Below are 16,147 nucleotides of genomic sequence, written 5' to 3'. Positions count from 1 at the left end.
CAGGCTTAAAAATAATTTAGATAGCTAGACCTCAACACCTTTGTCGTTGAGATCTGTATATATAAGACTAGCCCCAGGCTTGTCTCCTGCAGCTCGCCTCTTGAGCTTGAGAAGCGAATCCCGTTCGGGTTCCCAAAGCGCTCACTTTATCAACATATATGCTACATGAATACATGTGAGCCTACCATCGATTGATCTATTTCTGTGTTAGAGCGGATCCACTGAGCGGGTCATGCGGATCCCCTTGAACCTCATGCTTGAGCTTCTCTAACTGCTTAGCACGCAGCGCTGCCCCCTTCTTACGCTCTTCATCTGGCAAACCTTCCCACACCTTATGGTACACACGCATCTTGTTGCCGCCGTAGATCTTCGCAAGGTCCTCGTTAGAGTACCCACGTTTCCACAGCTCATCTGTCACAGCTGCGAGAATCTTAGCGAGCTCACCACAATCAGTCGCTCCTTTGTTGAAAGCATTAACCATATAACCACCATCATCATAAGCAGCCGCATTCTTTTTCACAAAGTCGAGAGTAGGCTTCGTCGTGAACATGTCATCCGAAGCAATCCCCACATGGTCTACACCAATCAGCTTCACATAGTAGTCGATCATGTCAGCACATTGCTGCGGAGTGATATCATCAGGCCAAATACCATCCATCATCCACTCGGTAAATGTCGGTGACACAAAGCCGCCAGACTTGGCTGCGCGCTTTGCTTCTTCATCAGAAATGTTGCGATAACAACCGCGCTCCGTCGCATTCTTCTCATTCTTATACAGACCAGTCGGTAACGAATGCGTGTACACAAATGGAACACCAGGGTGCTTTTCCTCCATGTACTCGATAATATCCATGCAGGTCTTCGGCCCGGTGTGACTGAGATCTACTAGAATACCGTACTTCACTAACTCATCGATGATCTGCTTGCCCCAAGCAGTGAGACCAATCTTTGTCCCATTATATTCAGCTAGACCTCCTGAACCCGCCCTGAACACATCATTGTAGGTCAGAATCATACTCGTAATCCCCAGTTCCTTAAGAATCGGCACCTTCTTTAGATCATTGTTGAGAACCGTAGAGGTTTGCACATTCCACAACACCGCCGTCTTCCCAGTCTTGTGCGCATGCTCGATATCTCTCACTGAGCGAACATAAACATACTGCCCAGGCTGCCCCGCATATGCCTTGCGGAAATTATAAAGCTCATTGAGATATTGCTCCCACGTAAAATTCGTCGCTGCGAGCGTCATGTCGTGCCCCGTAATCCCAGCTGCTCGCGAACGATTGAGATAATCGTGCACCGTCTTCTCCTCTAACCACCCCGCTCCCTTGGGGCTGGCAAAAAAACCAATCACAATCGTGTCTTTCACAAATTGCTTAGCCTTCTCACTCGCTGGCCAGGTCTTCGATTCTTCGCTAGCCGAAGCCACGCCCATCATCAACCCGCAGGCTGCTAGTGTCTTGAGTAATGTTTTCATTAGGTCGAGAGAGTTGGAACGCCGCCCCCCAGCACTGCATTCAATGTCGCGTCAGTGTAACAAGATTTTTTGGATAGGTAAAACCGTAATCAACAGACACCCTACTGTTGCAATCTTTAACTTGATAATAAGTAAAATACTCATAATCTAACACACTCTATGAAACCTACATTTGCTCTCTCTGGTTTACTGGCCTTCTCACTTGTTCAGCTATCGAGTGCCCAAGTAAAACAGGGAGTCCTCGACTCCATATCAACTCCTAACAAAGTTGAAACCTCCATCGGAACCCTCGAGTTCCTCGACGGTGCTCCACTTCCTCAGACAGCGAGGAGGGTTTACGATTACTTAGACACCACACGCGCAATGGACACCTTTCTTAAGGGGATGCCAGCAGCCTCACTCAAGGCTCTCATTGACGGAGCCCACTCCTTAGGTGCTGTGGAGGCAAATGAAGTAATGATTTTTGATAAATTGATGGGTCCCAAATCGCTCTTTCTCACAGGTAACAGTTCCACTGTGTATTGTATTCCTGACCTAGATCTCAAACGCGATGGCCCTACCGTCGTTGAAGTTCCAGATGGTCTTTTAGGTGCAGCTAATGACGCCTGGTTCCGCTTCATCAATAACCTCCCTACTGCAGGAAAATACCTCTATCTTCCACCGGGCTATGACGGTCCAGTGCCTGATGGTTTTGCCGTTTATCGTCCCAAGAGTTACAAAGTTTGGGTCTTCTTACGCTCGTCTGTAAAAAATGGTAATGTCAAAGCTGCTGCTGAGCTTTGTACAAAAAATGTAAAAGTCTACCCACTCTCAAAATTCAAAGACCAACCTGAGATGAAATTCATCAGCGCCTCCGGCAAGGCGTTCAACACCATTCACCCTAACAATAGTGAGTTCTACCACCACCTCAACGAAGTGATCCAATATGAGCCACTAGGAGTCGTCGATGCTGAAACCCGAGGTCTCTTTGCTTCTATCGGTATTCAAAAGGGCAAAAAGTTTACGCCAGACGCTCGTATGAAAAAGATTCTCGCTGACGGTGTCGCACTAGGCAACGCAGCTTCGCGCTCCATCGTCTGGTACCCAAGACACAACAAGAACATGGAAGGTGTACGTGTTTACCCCGACACCAAAAGCGCCTGGATCATGGCGTACACGGATCGCAATGTCTTCTTCAATGGCAAGGATGGTGAAACGATGAACAGCGATGCGCGCGTAATGTTCCACTATCCCTACACTGCCGTCACACCAGCCATGGCCGCACCACGTGAAGGTACTGGATCTGACTACGCCATTACCTACCTCGACTCAAACAAGGCTGTATTTGATGGTTCAAAAAACTACAAACTCACTATCCCTGCTAATCCGCCAGTTGCAAACTTCTGGGCCGTCACCGTCTACGACACCCAAACCCGATCGATGCTACAAACGGATCAGCTATCCCCCACAGTCGGAGGAAATACCGAGGGCCTCAAACAAAATGACGATGGTTCCTTCACCGTATGTTTTGGGCCAAAAGCACCTAAAGGAATGGAAAGTAATTGGGTTCAAACCCTTCCTAACAAAAGCTGGTTCGTCATTCTGCGTATGTACTCTCCACTCAAACCGTGGATTGAACAAACTTGGCGACCAAGTGAAGTCGAGTTAATCAAATAATCAGAGCAGCCTTCTATACAAGCACCATGCAGACGAACAAACCATTCAGCATTAGCATTCTTTGTAGTATTCTCGCAGCAGCCAGCACTTCTGCCTCACCTAAATATGCGGCTGCAGTCCCAGAATCTGTGACCACGCCTGACATCGTGAAAACCGAGGCACTCGGTGAACTCAAGTTCTTCGACGGCATGCCGAGCAAGGAAAGCGTCGAAAAACTCTATGACAACCTTGACCTTACTCGAGGGATCACAGCATTCCTAGACGGTATTCCTGTCGCTGCTATTCAGGCCTTTGTTATGGGCCTTCCTCAAGTAGGCCTTCAACCAAACCAAATTGGCATCAAAGAAAACCTCATGGACGCACGCTCCATCTGGCTCACTCCAAATACCACCACTATCTATGTCACCAGCATCGTTGACACCAGTAAAGGGCCAATCGTGTTAGACGTTCCAGCAGGAGTGTTAGGACTCATGGATGATGCAGCCTTTCAATACGTGGCAGACTTCGGAGCACTGGGACCCGACAAAGGCAAGGGCGGCAAATACCTGCTACTTCCACCCAACTATGATGGGAAAGTGCCAGAGGGTTACTTCATTTTAAAATCCAAGTCTTACATGAACTGGTTTCTCGTACGCCTCACACCTGGCCCAAATGGAGAGACGAAAGAAGTGGTAGAAAAATTCAAAAAGGGAATGAACATCTACCCTCTCAGCGAGACTTCCAATCCACCCAAAGAGACCTTCGTCAACCTCAGTGGCCTCAAGTACAACACAGTTCACGCGAACAACTTCAAGTTTTTCGAAGAAATCAATGCAGCTGTACAACGCGAGCCAGCTACAGCGTTCTCACCAGAACTTGTCGGCACTTTCCGCTCTATTGGCATCGTGAAGGGACAACCCTTCAAGCCTGATGCTCGCATGAAAAAAATCCTCACCGAGGCAGCCGCAATCGGCAACGCCACAGCACGCAGCATCACCTACGCACCTCGTGACCCAGAGGTCTTCTTTTACAAAGATCGTCAGTGGAATTCTCCATTCCAAAGACAAAGCCACGAGTTCATTGTCGACGGTGTGCGCATGCTGGATGACCGCACCTATTTCCACTACATGGCCACAGGCATCACCCCAGCGATGACTTCTCCACCAATTGGAAAGGGCTCTGTCTACTGCATGACTGCTAGGGACAAAAATGGCGACTACCTCGACGGTAGTAAAACCTATAAAATTGAACTACCAGCACCCATTCCCGCAGCAAACTTTTGGTCCTTTATGCTCTATAGCGGTCAAACCCGCTCAATCCTCGAAACAGACCAAAAATCTGGTGGAATCGACTCCAAGAAAAAAGACCTGCTTGTCAACGAGGATGGTAGTGTCACGGTCTGGTTCGGTCCCAAAGCCCCTGCAGGAAAAGAAGCAAACTGGGCTCAAACAAGCCCGGGTAAAAGCTTCAACCTCATGTTCCGCCTCTACGGGCCACTCGAGCCATGGTTCGACAAAAGCTGGAAACCTGGTGACCCTGAAGTCGTGAAATAAGCCTATAGTTGTCTAGCTATCAAAACACAATACGCGCTCTCAAACCACCCAGAAAGATACTGCTATCTTGCGGGTTGAGCGCGGGGTTGATCAAAAATTGAATGTCGGGTGTGAGCGCTATATTCTCTGTGAGCTGGTAACGGTAAAACACCTCAATCGTGTATTGATCGTCTAAATTGGGGCCAAAAGTATTCTCATTAGGCCTCCCCCAGTTGAATGCTGCTCCCAATAAGTCACTGCTTCCATCTGCCTGATAGCCCACACCCGCACTCACAGAGGTTTCTAACAAACTGCCACCATCCTCAGTATACCCAGCGCGCAAGAATGGCATCCAAATGTCGTCCACCCACTTCGTCGCTGAAAAGTTAAGCCCCCAACCGTCCGGGTTCGCTGTCGCCTCAATCTTGTCAGCATGCCAAAATGTGAGGTCGATGTTGTCGAAGTAAGCTCGCTCCTGAGAGGTCGTCCAACCAAGCTCCAAACTTTTGAAGTACTCATTGCGAGAAAAAAAGTAGTCCGCAGATTTGAATGGATCTGTCGGGTCGGCATTGAGATCTGAAATACTCCCGATCGCATACACCTGCTCAGTCAGCCAAAAAGCCGCCATCGCGCCAAAGGTCGCATCGTTAGGCAACGCAATCGCCGAACCACCCGTGCTGAAGGCCAAGTTCGTAAATGCCGTCCACGGATTCGCTAATCCATAAATGTCCACATAGTCAGTGGCATCCAGATACCCAAGCATCGCATTGCCCCGACCATCCGCAAACTTCTGCTTCCAGTACAAGTTCGTCAGACGCAAATTGTTGTCGCTGAAGGGTGCACCAAGAAACCCCACATTCCCCACCGCCAAACTGTAACCCGCAGGCGTCGTATCCACATACCGATGCCGATGCTCTACCTTATAAATCAATCCTCCCTGATTGTTCCCACCACGATCCACCAAGTCCCAGCCCCCATACACCCGGAAGATTCCACTGCCCGCCTCGCTCGGCCCAAAATCATTCGTGCCTCCCAAATAAAAAGCCGAATAATCCGAATTCATAAAAAAGCCCGTCCGCTCCTTAATCTCTTGCTTCTGCGCCTTCCACCTCTCTAATAAATCCTTGCCTGTGTGCGATCCCGCAACAGCATCGTCTTGAATCTGATTCTCTACCGAACCCGGCCCCGTGATGTCATTGTTCGCTGCCGACAGCACCCCAATGCCCACCATACCCAATAATACCTGTATCGTTTGTTTCATACTTCTATGTTGTTAGGCTGGCCCCTGTCCCTATCAGCACAACGCTCAGGACCTACATACCAGCCTTTGTCGAGTTCACCTCCTCATGAGAAAAAAAGGCCACACTCCATAGTGCGGCCTTAAATAAAAACAAATACTTACTTAAGCGTATTCTTATAAATCACCCCGTCCTTCATAATGAGGTTCAGTGTTTCAATTGGTTTATACTCTTCGGGAGCATCAAACCACTTGTCTGTCCCTCCGATTACAGTGATATCTTCTAAAGGGTTACCGTCTACTAACAAAAGATCCGCATATGCCCCTTCTTCAATCACTCCTTGCTTGCCTGCTTGATACGGATTACGTGGACCAGAAAGCGCCAAAAGCTCTCCAGCTGTCGAAGTCATTTGCTTCAATACTTCATAGTTGCTGTCAAAACACTGTGTACGCCACCAGATTTCATAACGACGTGCACGCTCAGCATCTGCAAAGGCTCCAACATAATCAGATGCAAAGACAACCTTCACTTTATGCTTAACTAACTGACGTCCCACATCCTTATATTGCTGAGCTAATTCCTTGATCATGGGAAGCTTGTTCGATGGCATCAATGGATTGCGTGCAAGATCTGGTGAAATACCCCACATTTGCGGGACCACAAAACCACCTTCTTTTGCAATACGCTGCATCGTTTCTTCATTGATGAAGAACGCATGCTCAAAAGACTTTACGCCAGCATCTAATAAACGATTTACCGAACGATCATTAAATACGTGCGCACCTACATAAGTTCCCCAATCTTTCGTTGCTTCAACAATCGCTTTCAACTCAGACAATGAAAACTGCGTGGTGTCAATCGGATCAAAACGAGATGAACCACCACCTCCAGCCATCACCTTGATCTGAGAGGCCCCATTACGTAAGTTGAGGCGCGTCGCTGCCAGCACTTCTGGGACACCATTGGCCACATTGCCTATCCCCATGCGCTCAAAGTTAGAGAGGTCTCCCGCATCTTTGATGGAGAACCCTGCGTCTGCTCTATCACGGAAATCTCCATGCCCAGAAGTTTGAGAGATAAACCCTCCTGATGGATAGATTCGCGGTCCCTTCACAAAACCTTGATCTATACTACGCTGCAAGCCAAATGCCGGCCCACCCATGTCGCGTACAGCCGTGAAGCCATCCATCAAGAAACGCTCTGCAACCCTCCCAGATCGAATTGAAATGTCTACAATGTCCATGTTCTTCTCAACCTCATCAAAATTGGCGTTGATCATCACATGTGCATGACCATCTATCAGACCTGGCATCAATGTTCCACCCTGACCATCAATCACGGTGGCTCCTTCAGGCGCTTTCACATCCTTGCCTACCGACTTAATCAGGTTGTTTTCGATGAGAACCGAGGAACCTTTAGCCAAGGCTTCAGACTTACCATCGAAAATGTTCACATTCTTAATAAGCGTGTAACTCGATTTGACTTCTTCCGCGCTCAGTGCCGTGGTGCAAAATGCTCCGATGGCAACTGCTAGAGATCTAATAGTACGTTTCATTGCTGTGGTGTTAGTATGAGGGAAATGTAAACTAACAATACGACACCACTTCACATTTGTCAGCCCTATTCGCGCGACAAAAAAATACCGAGCCCACACACGGTGAACTCGGTAGCTTCAATTCAGATAAAATCCCCCGACTATTGCTTAGCCTCTGGCTGAATAATACCAAAGTCACGCTTGGACATCGTGCTCGCATTCGAGGACTCACGCGTCGCTAATAGAATAGTCCCAGGCGTAAGAATCCCACGCGTCTTGCTCGTAAATTCAGCTGGGAAGCTGATGTTGTTAGAAATGCTACCTGCAGGATCTCCTGTGACCTTGCCGCCATTTAAGCTAAGCACCGACCAAGATGTCGGCCCGCTGCCTCCCTCTAACTTCATGAATACTCCCTCAGGTGGGTTCGACCCCGGAGCGATACCCATTGGGCTCTGCCCTATCTTGACCCCATTGCGCCATACGTAGGCAGTTCTATCCGCATACGAAAGTAACACGGAGTAAGGACCACTGCGGCTCTTGCCCGGCTCCCAAATCACACGACCCTGTGGGTCTGGAATCGCCTTGTTCGATGACTGACGCGCTTTTGAAGCCATCAAGATATTCGCTGGCTTCTTCGAGTAGGATGGAATGGTTCCCTTCTTGGTGATTGCCACCGTAGACCCATTACGCAAAACCCCATACACCTTCTCAGAAAAGGCATACGGCAACCGAATACAACCACCAGACGCTGGGTAACCCGGAAGCTCGCCTGCGTGCATCGCAATGCCTGTCCATGTCAAACGCTGCATGTAAGGCATCTTCGCCCCCTTGTAGACGTTAGACTCGTGATCGACCTTGCGCTGAAGAATCGTGAAGACCCCAGTCGGAGTCTCTTTCCCTTCGCGGCCGGTACTCACAGTCGAACGTGCAATCTGCACACCATTGCGGTAAACGTAGGCCATTTGGTCGTCGATACTCACTACCATCAACACTGGCCCCGATGGTGAACGCTCAGGATGCCATTCGTACTGACCAGGTGCCAATCGTGTCTGCGTACTCGTCGCACAAGAACTCAGACCACCAGCAACCGCTGCAGCCATCGCCGCCAAGAAAAGAGGTTTCAACAATTTCATCGTCCTGTTTCAAGCATACTGCTCAAAGAATTCAAGAGAAACTAACAGACAGCCCAGTCACAAGCCCTCTTTTAAGTTAACAATTTGACACCTGCTTCCCCTTTTTTCTATCATCCCGTGAACTACCCTCGTGCCCGCATGATGCGCTACTCCCTCTCCACACTAACCCTCCTCGCTCTCCTCTCACCACTCAGCCAGGCTGCTACCGTCACAGCTCTCGGCGCCACAGTCTCGACCTTTGTCTCAGACAACACGCCCACAATCGTGGATGCGACTTTCACGGCGGTCGATCCGACCGACCCCACCTCCCTCCCAGACCCATTTGAGGTGGGACAAACTGCCGACTTCCAAGGCAATGGCGGCAACGCCATCGTCGACGCCAGACTCGATGACCTCAACTACTACATCCCAGATGGTGCGGGCACCATCGGCTACACTGGCACGAATTTTGGCTTCATTGCCGTCCAAGATGACTCGCGCTCACCCAGCCCCAACGCCCAAAAAATCGATATCGCATCCAGCGCCTCCTACTCAATTTCTTTCGAACTCGCACCCGGCGAAACCCGCCTCGCAGCTCTCGACCTGACCTACCGCGTCTTCATCGATAATGACGTCCAAAACAATGCCACCGTCTCATGGGAACTTGTCTCACCATCGAATACCAAACTCGGCATCACCGATTCTATCGACTACATGCAGCCCGTCCCTAATGATCCCTACCAAGAAACTGAAATGATCTCTCAATCAACCATCATCAATCAGGCGGGGATCTATACCTTCAATCTCACCGCCGAAATTCCTGAACAAGAATTCCAAAACTCAAAAAAAGATGTCGTCATCATTCTCGATGACATCAACGTGCGAGTCACCAACATCCCCGAACCGAGTGCTGTGACCATGCTCGCATTGGCCAGTTGTGGCCTCCTCCTGCGCCGTCGCCGATAACACGCATCACTCCTTGCCAAGACCCTCCCCCCTCAGCTATGCTTCGCCCATGCTGGCGAAACCTTTCATTCTCTCTCTCCTCTCAGGGGCTTGCTTCCTCTGCTCTCCCAGCCTCACTCAGGCTGCACAACAACCACTCCAAGCAGGCCAATTCGAATGGGCCCCAGAGCGTGCTCCTAAAGGCCCCGTGCTCGTCGTCGTGAGCCTCGATGACCAAATGGCCTACGTCTACCGCAATGGCGTACAAATCGGCCGATCCACCGTCAGCACCGGCCGTGAAGGCAAAGAAACCCCCACCGGTGTCTTCACCATCCTCCAACGTAAAAAGAAACACGAGTCGAACATCTACAAAGGAGCCAAGATGCCCTACATGCAGCGACTCACTTGGACAGGCATTGCCATGCACGCCGGCAAACTCCCTGGCTACCCAGCATCAGCAGGCTGCATCCGCCTACCCTACGATTTCTCAGAAAAACTCTACAGCACCACCCGCAATGGCTCCACCGTGGTCATCACCGAAAAAGCAGCCACACCCGCAATTTCCAAAAAGCCAGCCTCCATCCTGCTGGAAAGCCGCGGCCCAGCCGACTCCAAGCCCGTTCCCAAAGGCCATGTCGTCTGGGAACCTCAGAAAAGTCCTGAAGGCCCCGTCAACCTCCTCCTCAGCTACGCGGATAAAACCCTCTACGTCTTCCGCAATGGTATCCTCATTGGCCAATCCCCTGCCGCTCTCACCCTCAGCGATGATATGCCACAAGGCATCTTCCTCATGCTCGAAGGCCTAGAAGCTGGAAGCGCCGGCACGGGCCGCCCCGTCCACCCCTGGTCCATGCTCGCCCTCCACGGTGGCTCACCAGATAATGCAGTCGAACGCCTGCGCCAAAGCATCCAACTCCCACAAGGCTTTGGTCAAAATATCCAACAAATCATCGCTCCTGGTACCATACTCCTGGCCACCAATGACCCCAGCACCGAAGCCACCCGCTCAGATGGCCCCATGAATGTCCTCACCCCAGAGGAAAAAAAGACCGCGAATTAATTCCACTTCGCGTCTCAAATACATTGGCGGGTGAGCCGAAACCCACCCGCCAACAACCTACACAATGAAATGTTTCTATGGAGTTATTTTTTCGCCCCTAAAGTAGGCTTCACCATCTCGGCATCCCGGTACTCGATGTTCTTCTTGTAGCGCACCTTGATGAACCCCTTGCCTTCCTGCCACAGCGGCTCTACCAACTCCTTCTCCCAGTCCGTGATCATCTTGCCGAGCTCCTGTACCTTCTCGGGGTGCTGCTTCGCCACATCGTTTAACTCACTCGTGTCATCCCCCATCTTGTACAACATCTCAGGTAAACCCTCACCTCGGATCATCTTCCAGTCACCATGACGAATCGCCGCCTGCTCTAACTTACGCCAGTACAATGTCGCATGCGGATCCCCAGACTTCTCACCCACCAAATAGGGTAATAAATCAACCCCATCTAACTTATTAGGCGTCTCTTTTCCTCCCGCTAACTTGAAACTTGTTGGAAAGATGTCCATTGCCGATGTCAATCCATCAAAACGCTGCCCACCCTTGATCTTGGCTGGCCAATTCACAATGAATGGCACGCGGTGCCCACCTTCAAACTCCACGCCCTTTTTACCATTGAGCGGGTAGTTAGATGCCGACCCTACGGTGCCTCCATTGTCACTGAGAAACCAAATCACCGTATTCTCACGCATCTTATTTTCTTCAAGATATGCGACCAAGCGTCCGATGTTATCATCCATGTTTTGGATCAATGCATGATACGCGTTCCCATTGGCCTTTGCCTTATCCTCTGGAGTCGCTTGCAGAGGTGTGTGAGGCGCTGTGTAGGATAGGAACATAAAGAACGGGTCCTGCTTGTTCGCCTCTATCATCGCAATACCCGCATCGGTCATCCTATCCGTTAAGAACCCCTCAAATGCCACATGCTTTCCATTCTCTTCAATCGAATGGTAGTTGCCAAATTTCTCCTTACCTTCCTTGTAGAAAAAGCCACGTGAGCCCTCTCTCAAGCCCCAAAAACTATCAAAGCCACGCTGCGTCGGGTACATCTCCTCGAGGTTGCCAAGATGCCACTTACCAATCATGTAGGTCTTGTAACCAATAGACTGGAAGGCTTGCCCCATCGTGTACTCACTTGTCACCATTCCTTGCTTCCCACGTGGACAATTCGCCTCGTGACCAAAGCGCTGTTGGTAGCGCCCCGTGATGAACCCTGCCCGCGAAGGGCTACATACGGATGCAGCTGCATGCCCGTCAGTAAAGATCACTCCATTCTTCGCCAGTGCGTCCAAATGCGGCGTCTTCACCACCTCTGACCCCTGAAATCCTAAGTCCCGATACCCCAAGTCATCAGCCATGATGACAATGACATTTGGGCGCTCCGATGCCAGCGCAGTCACGCCAGCCAATAAACATGCAATGAGGGTCGATCTAATCATAATTTGGAAAATAGTAAGGGTGTTCTTTGCCCATCCAGTAACTGCGACACTGGCCGAACTACTTACCAATGTAAGAGCCACTCAGATTATTACATTTTTTCCACAAACCCCACGAATCTCCCCCCAATCTGATCAATTGCCCCCCACCTCCACGTACCCTTCCAATTCACCATCATGTTCCGCTCCACTCTCATCTTCCTAGCCCTCGCTCTGAGCCAACTAGCTCCCGCCCAAAAGCCAAATATCATTCTCATCTTCACCGATGACCAAGGCTACAATGACCTCAGCTGCTTTGGCTCCACCACCATCAAAACCCCACACATCGATACCCTCGCTAAAGAAGGCACCAAACTCACCTCCTTCTATTCCCCCAGCCCAGTCTGCACCCCCTCGCGCGCCGGCCTCCTCACTGGCTGCTACCCGAAACGCGTAGGCCTCGAAAAAGGCGTCCTCTTCCCCTACTCGAAACGTGGCCTCCACCCAGAAGAGGTCACTATCGCCGAAGTCCTCCGCTCCGCAGGCTACGCCACCGCATGCATTGGCAAGTGGCACCTCGGCCACCACCCACCCTTCCTCCCAACCCAACAAGGCTTCGATTACTACTACGGCATCCCCTACTCCAACGACATGGCCCATCCAGATAATCGCGGCAAACCCAAGGGCAACCAAGACAACATCTGGCTCAACCAAAAAACTGCCACCCAGTCCTGGAACACCCCATTGCTAGAAAATGATCGCATCATCGAGCTCCCCGTCGACCAACGCACCATCACCCGCCGCTACACCGACAAAGCCATCGATTTCATTGCCAACAACAAAGAACGCCCCTTCTTCCTCTACATCCCACACAGCATGCCCCACATCCCCCTCTTCGTACCCGAAGATTGCTATGACCCCAACCCACTCAATGCCTATAAAACCGTCATCGAACACATCGATAGCGAAGTCGGCCGACTCGTAAACGCCCTCAAGGCCCAACAACTCACCGAGAACACCATCATCATCTTTACCTCCGATAATGGCCCCTGGCTGCGCTTTGAACACCACGGCGGCTCAGCAAAACCACTGCGCGATGGAAAAGGAACCACATTCGAAGGAGGGCAACGGGTCCCCTGCATCATCTGGGGCCCAAACATCATCCCCGCCAATACCACCAACGACGCCCTCGCCAGCCATATCGACCTCTTCCCCACTCTCGCTTCCCTGGCCGGAGCCGAAATGAAAACCCGCGGCCCTATCGATGGTCTCGACCTCTCAGCCACACTCACCACCTCCGCCCCATCACCCCGCGACACCTTCCTCTACTATTCCAGCCAAGGGAAACTAGAAGGGATCCGCCACGGCTCATGGAAATTCTTGATCAAAAAGAACACCCCCATGCTTTTCAACCTCCATAACGATATCGCCGAAAAACACAACCTCGCCCCCCACATGCCTGACAAATGCCAAATGCTGCGCACCCGTATGCGCAAACTCGACCACACCATCACCAACCAAAAACGACCCGCCGCAAACCTCTAATCATCAGAACTGAATCACAACGATGACATTCGGTAAGATAATCCGATTTACTCTAAAATCGCGAAGCGCAAACTTCACAAGACTCAACCACTCTCCATGCGTCTATTCCGAGTCGAGAGAGGGTATTATACCACTTCATAAACACACAAGGCTCCCCTCTTCACCCTGAGAGAACCCCATCCACCAATCCCAGCACGACCAGAGTCTGTGCTGGGTGATGCCTATAACGATAAACTCAAGCGCTGCCGCCTCAACTGCCTCTCACGGCACTTACTCAACATGCTTGAAAAGCACCCCGCGCAGCTTCTCACTCTCAGAGAGCGCTTCTTCCAAAGTCGCTGCGACAAAGTTCACATGACCTAACTTCCGGCGCCCAGCCTTCCATTCCTTTTCATAGAAATGCCATTTCGCACCAGTGAGAGCCGCGATCTCAGCATCCGCAAATGCATCCTTGTCGCTCTTCCAAATATCACTCAGCAAATTCACCATCACGGTGGTGCCATGCGGCCTCGGATCACCTAAGGGCAACCCACAAATCGCTCGCACATGTTGCTCAAATTGAGAAGTCACACAGCCATCATTCGTCGCATGCCCAGAGTTGTGCGGACGCGGCGCAATCTCATTCACAAGAACTTCGCCATTCTCTAACACAAATAGCTCAACGGCCAAAATGCCAATGTAATCGAGCCCCTGAATCACTTTCTCAGCGAGCACGCGCGCGCGCTCAGCAACAGCTTCATCCACCCGACCAGGTAAAATAGACACATCCAGCACATGATGACGGTGAATGTTCTCAACCAAAGGAAAAGCCTTCACCTCACCAGCGGCATTGCGCGCCACGACTACAGAGCACTCCATAATAAAAGGAATGAACCCCTCTACCACCAAGCGACAACGACCATCCCAGTCGCGCTTACAATGCTCCAGATCTTCTACCGACTTCAGACGCCACTGGCCTTTTCCATCGTATCCATCGCGAGCTGTCTTCGCCACACAATTGCCATCCAGATCGTAAAACGCACTCTCTAGTTGCTCCACCGTGTCCACTACGCGAAACTCCGTCTGCGCAGCATCGATCGATGCCAAAAACCGGCGCTCTAGCTCGCGCGTACCGGTAGTCTCTACCGCCTTCGCATTCGGCCGTAACTCAACCCTCGATCCCACATCTCGCAAAAGCGCCGGCGGCAAACTCTCAGTCTCCACAGTCACCACATCCACCATGCTCAGGAACTTTTCCTTCGCAGCCTCATCATCATACCCACTGTCGATCACCAGATCGACCTCACGGTCCACTGCCGAACTATCCGCCCCACCTGACCATGCCACCACCTTGTAACCCAGTGGCAATGCCGCCTGAGACATCATGCGGGCCAACTGGCCAGAACCAAGAATCCCAATCGTGGAACCCGGAAGAAATACCTGATCAGACATCGTACAAGCCTCCTCGAAATTTAATCCTCTAACTTCATCTCAGCCACCATCTCCACCATCTCCTGACGGTAGGCCTTGAGCTTCGCATTCAACTCAGGATCATTCCCCGCAAGCATGCTCACCGCAAATAAACCAGCATTCGCAGCTCCCGCTGGACCAATCGCAAAAGTCGCCACAGGAATCCCCTTCGGCATCTGAACAATCGAAAGTAACGAGTCCTGACCATTCAAGGCACTCGATTTTACCGGACATCCCAGTACAGGAAGCGTCGTGATCGCCGCTATCATCCCCGGCAAATGCGCTGCACCTCCTGCACCCGCAATAATCACCTCAAACCCATTTTCCTCAGCCTTCTGCGCAAATTCTACCATGCCAAGTGGCGTGCGGTGCGCACTCACCACACTCGCTTCATAGCCAATACCAAACTTGTCCAATGCCTCAGCTGCCAACTTCATCGTTGGCCAGTCCGAGTTGCTTCCCATCACAATTGCTACTTTTTTATCTGCCATTTGTTCTGTGTGCCGTGTTTAGGCCGGCACCCTAGTCACGCCCCACGCGAATTGCACGCCTTTTATCACCCACCACCACTTCCCTTTCTACTCCTCCCACCCCTCAATCCTCCCCCCGCAGATTCAGACTTGGCAAGCCCCTCCCTCCTCTCCCACACTTTACCCCATGAGCGAAGATCTCACCGCTGTACGTATCGATAAATGGCTCTGGGCCGTTCGCCTCTTCAAAACCCGCAGCCTTGCCGCACAAGCTTGTAATGCCGGCAAAGTCAAACGCTCCAATACCTCCATCAAAGCCTCCACTCTCGTCCGCGTCGGCGACCACCTCGATGTCCCCACCCACGACGGCCTCTACAAACGCCATATCGAAGTCACCGCCCTCCTCGATAAACGCGTCAGCGCCCCCATCGCTATGGCCTCCTACACCGACCACACCAGCGAAGACACCCTCAAACAAGCTCAAGAAAAACGCGCCGAAAAACGTGCCAACCGACTCCTCCGTAAAGAGGGCGACCAAGGACGTATGACAAAAAAACAAATGCGCGATTGGAAAAAAGGCCTCCATTCCTACAAAAAACAACAAGGCGAAATCTAATACCTCCTCCCCCCACTCTCTGTCAAAAATGCCTACCACTGCGCATTTTTTACAATTTCCAGCTTGAGCTGACGCACCATTATCCCCAGTGTAACCGCGTCGATTCTATCGTGTCGTTAGAATCC

At 51.1% G+C, this 16,147-nt stretch carries 13 protein-coding genes; 6 read left to right on the top strand and 7 right to left on the bottom strand.

Annotation, left to right across the window (positions count from 1 at the left end; genetic code table 11):
* Nucleotides 1–196: 196 nt before the first annotated feature.
* The gene (locus ACFSW8_RS07670) at nt 197–1,477 is read right to left on the bottom strand and encodes a dipeptidase (protein WP_377177879.1); all 1,281 of its coding nucleotides are present in this window, start codon (nt 1,475–1,477) and stop codon (nt 197–199) included.
* A 159-nt stretch (nt 1,478–1,636) separates the two neighbouring features.
* On the opposite strand from ACFSW8_RS07670, the gene ACFSW8_RS07665 reads away from it, so the two are divergent.
* Both ACFSW8_RS07665 and ACFSW8_RS07660 read left to right on the top strand, forming a co-directional pair.
* Nucleotides 1,637–3,133: a DUF1254 domain-containing protein gene (locus ACFSW8_RS07665; protein WP_377088212.1), complete on the top strand. Its 1,497-nt coding sequence runs from the start codon at nt 1,637–1,639 to the stop codon at nt 3,131–3,133.
* A 26-nt stretch (nt 3,134–3,159) separates the two neighbouring features.
* Nucleotides 3,160–4,665: a DUF1254 domain-containing protein gene (locus ACFSW8_RS07660; protein ID WP_377088211.1), complete on the top strand. Its 1,506-nt coding sequence runs from the start codon at nt 3,160–3,162 to the stop codon at nt 4,663–4,665.
* Nucleotides 4,666–4,684: 19 nt separating this feature from the next.
* On the opposite strand, the gene ACFSW8_RS07655 is transcribed toward ACFSW8_RS07660, so the two are convergent.
* The 3 genes from ACFSW8_RS07655 to ACFSW8_RS07645 form a co-directional block, all read right to left on the bottom strand.
* Nucleotides 4,685–5,905 carry a carbohydrate porin gene (locus ACFSW8_RS07655; protein ID WP_377088210.1) on the bottom strand — a complete coding sequence of 407 codons (1,221 nt, stop codon included), beginning with the start codon at nt 5,903–5,905 and terminating at the stop codon, nt 4,685–4,687.
* A 137-nt stretch (nt 5,906–6,042) separates the two neighbouring features.
* Nucleotides 6,043–7,437 carry a metal-dependent hydrolase family protein gene (locus ACFSW8_RS07650; protein ID WP_377091418.1) on the bottom strand — a complete coding sequence of 465 codons (1,395 nt, stop codon included), beginning with the start codon at nt 7,435–7,437 and terminating at the stop codon, nt 6,043–6,045.
* A gap of 140 nt (nt 7,438–7,577) precedes the next feature.
* Nucleotides 7,578–8,516: a L,D-transpeptidase family protein gene (locus ACFSW8_RS07645; protein ID WP_417750630.1), complete on the bottom strand. Its 939-nt coding sequence runs from the start codon at nt 8,514–8,516 to the stop codon at nt 7,578–7,580.
* A gap of 171 nt (nt 8,517–8,687) precedes the next feature.
* Between ACFSW8_RS07645 and ACFSW8_RS07640 the strand changes: the two genes are divergently transcribed.
* Complete coding sequence (locus ACFSW8_RS07640; RefSeq protein ID WP_377177875.1) at nt 8,688–9,494, top strand: PEP-CTERM sorting domain-containing protein; 807 nt, start codon at nt 8,688–8,690, stop codon at nt 9,492–9,494.
* Between the two features lie 49 nt (nt 9,495–9,543).
* Nucleotides 9,544–10,533 (top strand): L,D-transpeptidase family protein, encoded by a 990-nt coding sequence (locus tag ACFSW8_RS07635; protein ID WP_377177873.1) that lies wholly within the window; start codon nt 9,544–9,546, stop codon nt 10,531–10,533.
* 83 nt (nt 10,534–10,616) lie between these two features.
* Here the strand turns inward: ACFSW8_RS07635 and ACFSW8_RS07630 are convergent, their stop codons facing one another.
* Nucleotides 10,617–11,966: a sulfatase-like hydrolase/transferase gene (locus ACFSW8_RS07630; protein ID WP_377177871.1), complete on the bottom strand. Its 1,350-nt coding sequence runs from the start codon at nt 11,964–11,966 to the stop codon at nt 10,617–10,619.
* 174 nt (nt 11,967–12,140) lie between these two features.
* Between ACFSW8_RS07630 and ACFSW8_RS07625 the strand changes: the two genes are divergently transcribed.
* Nucleotides 12,141–13,487, top strand: a complete 1,347-nt coding sequence (locus ACFSW8_RS07625) for a sulfatase family protein (RefSeq protein ID WP_377088198.1) — start codon at nt 12,141–12,143, stop codon at nt 13,485–13,487.
* Nucleotides 13,488–13,757: 270 nt separating this feature from the next.
* Here the strand turns inward: ACFSW8_RS07625 and ACFSW8_RS07620 are convergent, their stop codons facing one another.
* On the bottom strand, nt 13,758–14,918 hold the full coding sequence (locus tag ACFSW8_RS07620) for a 5-(carboxyamino)imidazole ribonucleotide synthase (RefSeq protein WP_377088194.1): 1,161 nt from the start codon (nt 14,916–14,918) through the stop codon (nt 13,758–13,760).
* 20 nt (nt 14,919–14,938) lie between these two features.
* Nucleotides 14,939–15,427: a 5-(carboxyamino)imidazole ribonucleotide mutase gene (purE, locus tag ACFSW8_RS07615; protein ID WP_377088192.1), complete on the bottom strand. Its 489-nt coding sequence runs from the start codon at nt 15,425–15,427 to the stop codon at nt 14,939–14,941.
* Nucleotides 15,428–15,593: 166 nt separating this feature from the next.
* Between purE and ACFSW8_RS07610 the strand changes: the two genes are divergently transcribed.
* The gene (locus ACFSW8_RS07610) at nt 15,594–16,022 is read left to right on the top strand and encodes an RNA-binding S4 domain-containing protein (protein WP_377088188.1); all 429 of its coding nucleotides are present in this window, start codon (nt 15,594–15,596) and stop codon (nt 16,020–16,022) included.
* Nucleotides 16,023–16,147 lie beyond the last annotated feature (125 nt).

Source organism: Rubritalea tangerina (assembly GCF_042683245.1).
Taxonomy (GTDB): domain Bacteria; phylum Verrucomicrobiota; class Verrucomicrobiia; order Verrucomicrobiales; family Akkermansiaceae; genus Rubritalea; species Rubritalea tangerina.
Note: the sequence above shows the minus strand (reverse complement) of the source record. Positions and strands in the feature narration are given on the sequence as shown.

Coding starts and splice junctions, on each gene's coding strand:
- purE (WP_377088192.1), bottom strand. CDS start 15,427: ATGGCAGATAAAAAAGTAGCAATTGTGATGGGAAGCAACTCGGACTGG.
- ACFSW8_RS07655 (WP_377088210.1), bottom strand. CDS start 5,905: ATGAAACAAACGATACAGGTATTATTGGGTATGGTGGGCATTGGGGTG.
- ACFSW8_RS07670 (WP_377177879.1), bottom strand. CDS start 1,477: ATGAAAACATTACTCAAGACACTAGCAGCCTGCGGGTTGATGATGGGC.
- ACFSW8_RS07645 (WP_417750630.1), bottom strand. CDS start 8,516: ATGGCTGCAGCGGTTGCTGGTGGTCTGAGTTCTTGTGCGACGAGTACG.
- ACFSW8_RS07650 (WP_377091418.1), bottom strand. CDS start 7,437: ATGAAACGTACTATTAGATCTCTAGCAGTTGCCATCGGAGCATTTTGC.
- ACFSW8_RS07665 (WP_377088212.1), top strand. CDS start 1,637: ATGAAACCTACATTTGCTCTCTCTGGTTTACTGGCCTTCTCACTTGTT.
- ACFSW8_RS07640 (WP_377177875.1), top strand. CDS start 8,688: ATGATGCGCTACTCCCTCTCCACACTAACCCTCCTCGCTCTCCTCTCA.
- ACFSW8_RS07660 (WP_377088211.1), top strand. CDS start 3,160: ATGCAGACGAACAAACCATTCAGCATTAGCATTCTTTGTAGTATTCTC.
- ACFSW8_RS07610 (WP_377088188.1), top strand. CDS start 15,594: ATGAGCGAAGATCTCACCGCTGTACGTATCGATAAATGGCTCTGGGCC.
- ACFSW8_RS07635 (WP_377177873.1), top strand. CDS start 9,544: ATGCTGGCGAAACCTTTCATTCTCTCTCTCCTCTCAGGGGCTTGCTTC.
- ACFSW8_RS07620 (WP_377088194.1), bottom strand. CDS start 14,918: ATGTCTGATCAGGTATTTCTTCCGGGTTCCACGATTGGGATTCTTGGT.
- ACFSW8_RS07630 (WP_377177871.1), bottom strand. CDS start 11,966: ATGATTAGATCGACCCTCATTGCATGTTTATTGGCTGGCGTGACTGCG.
- ACFSW8_RS07625 (WP_377088198.1), top strand. CDS start 12,141: ATGTTCCGCTCCACTCTCATCTTCCTAGCCCTCGCTCTGAGCCAACTA.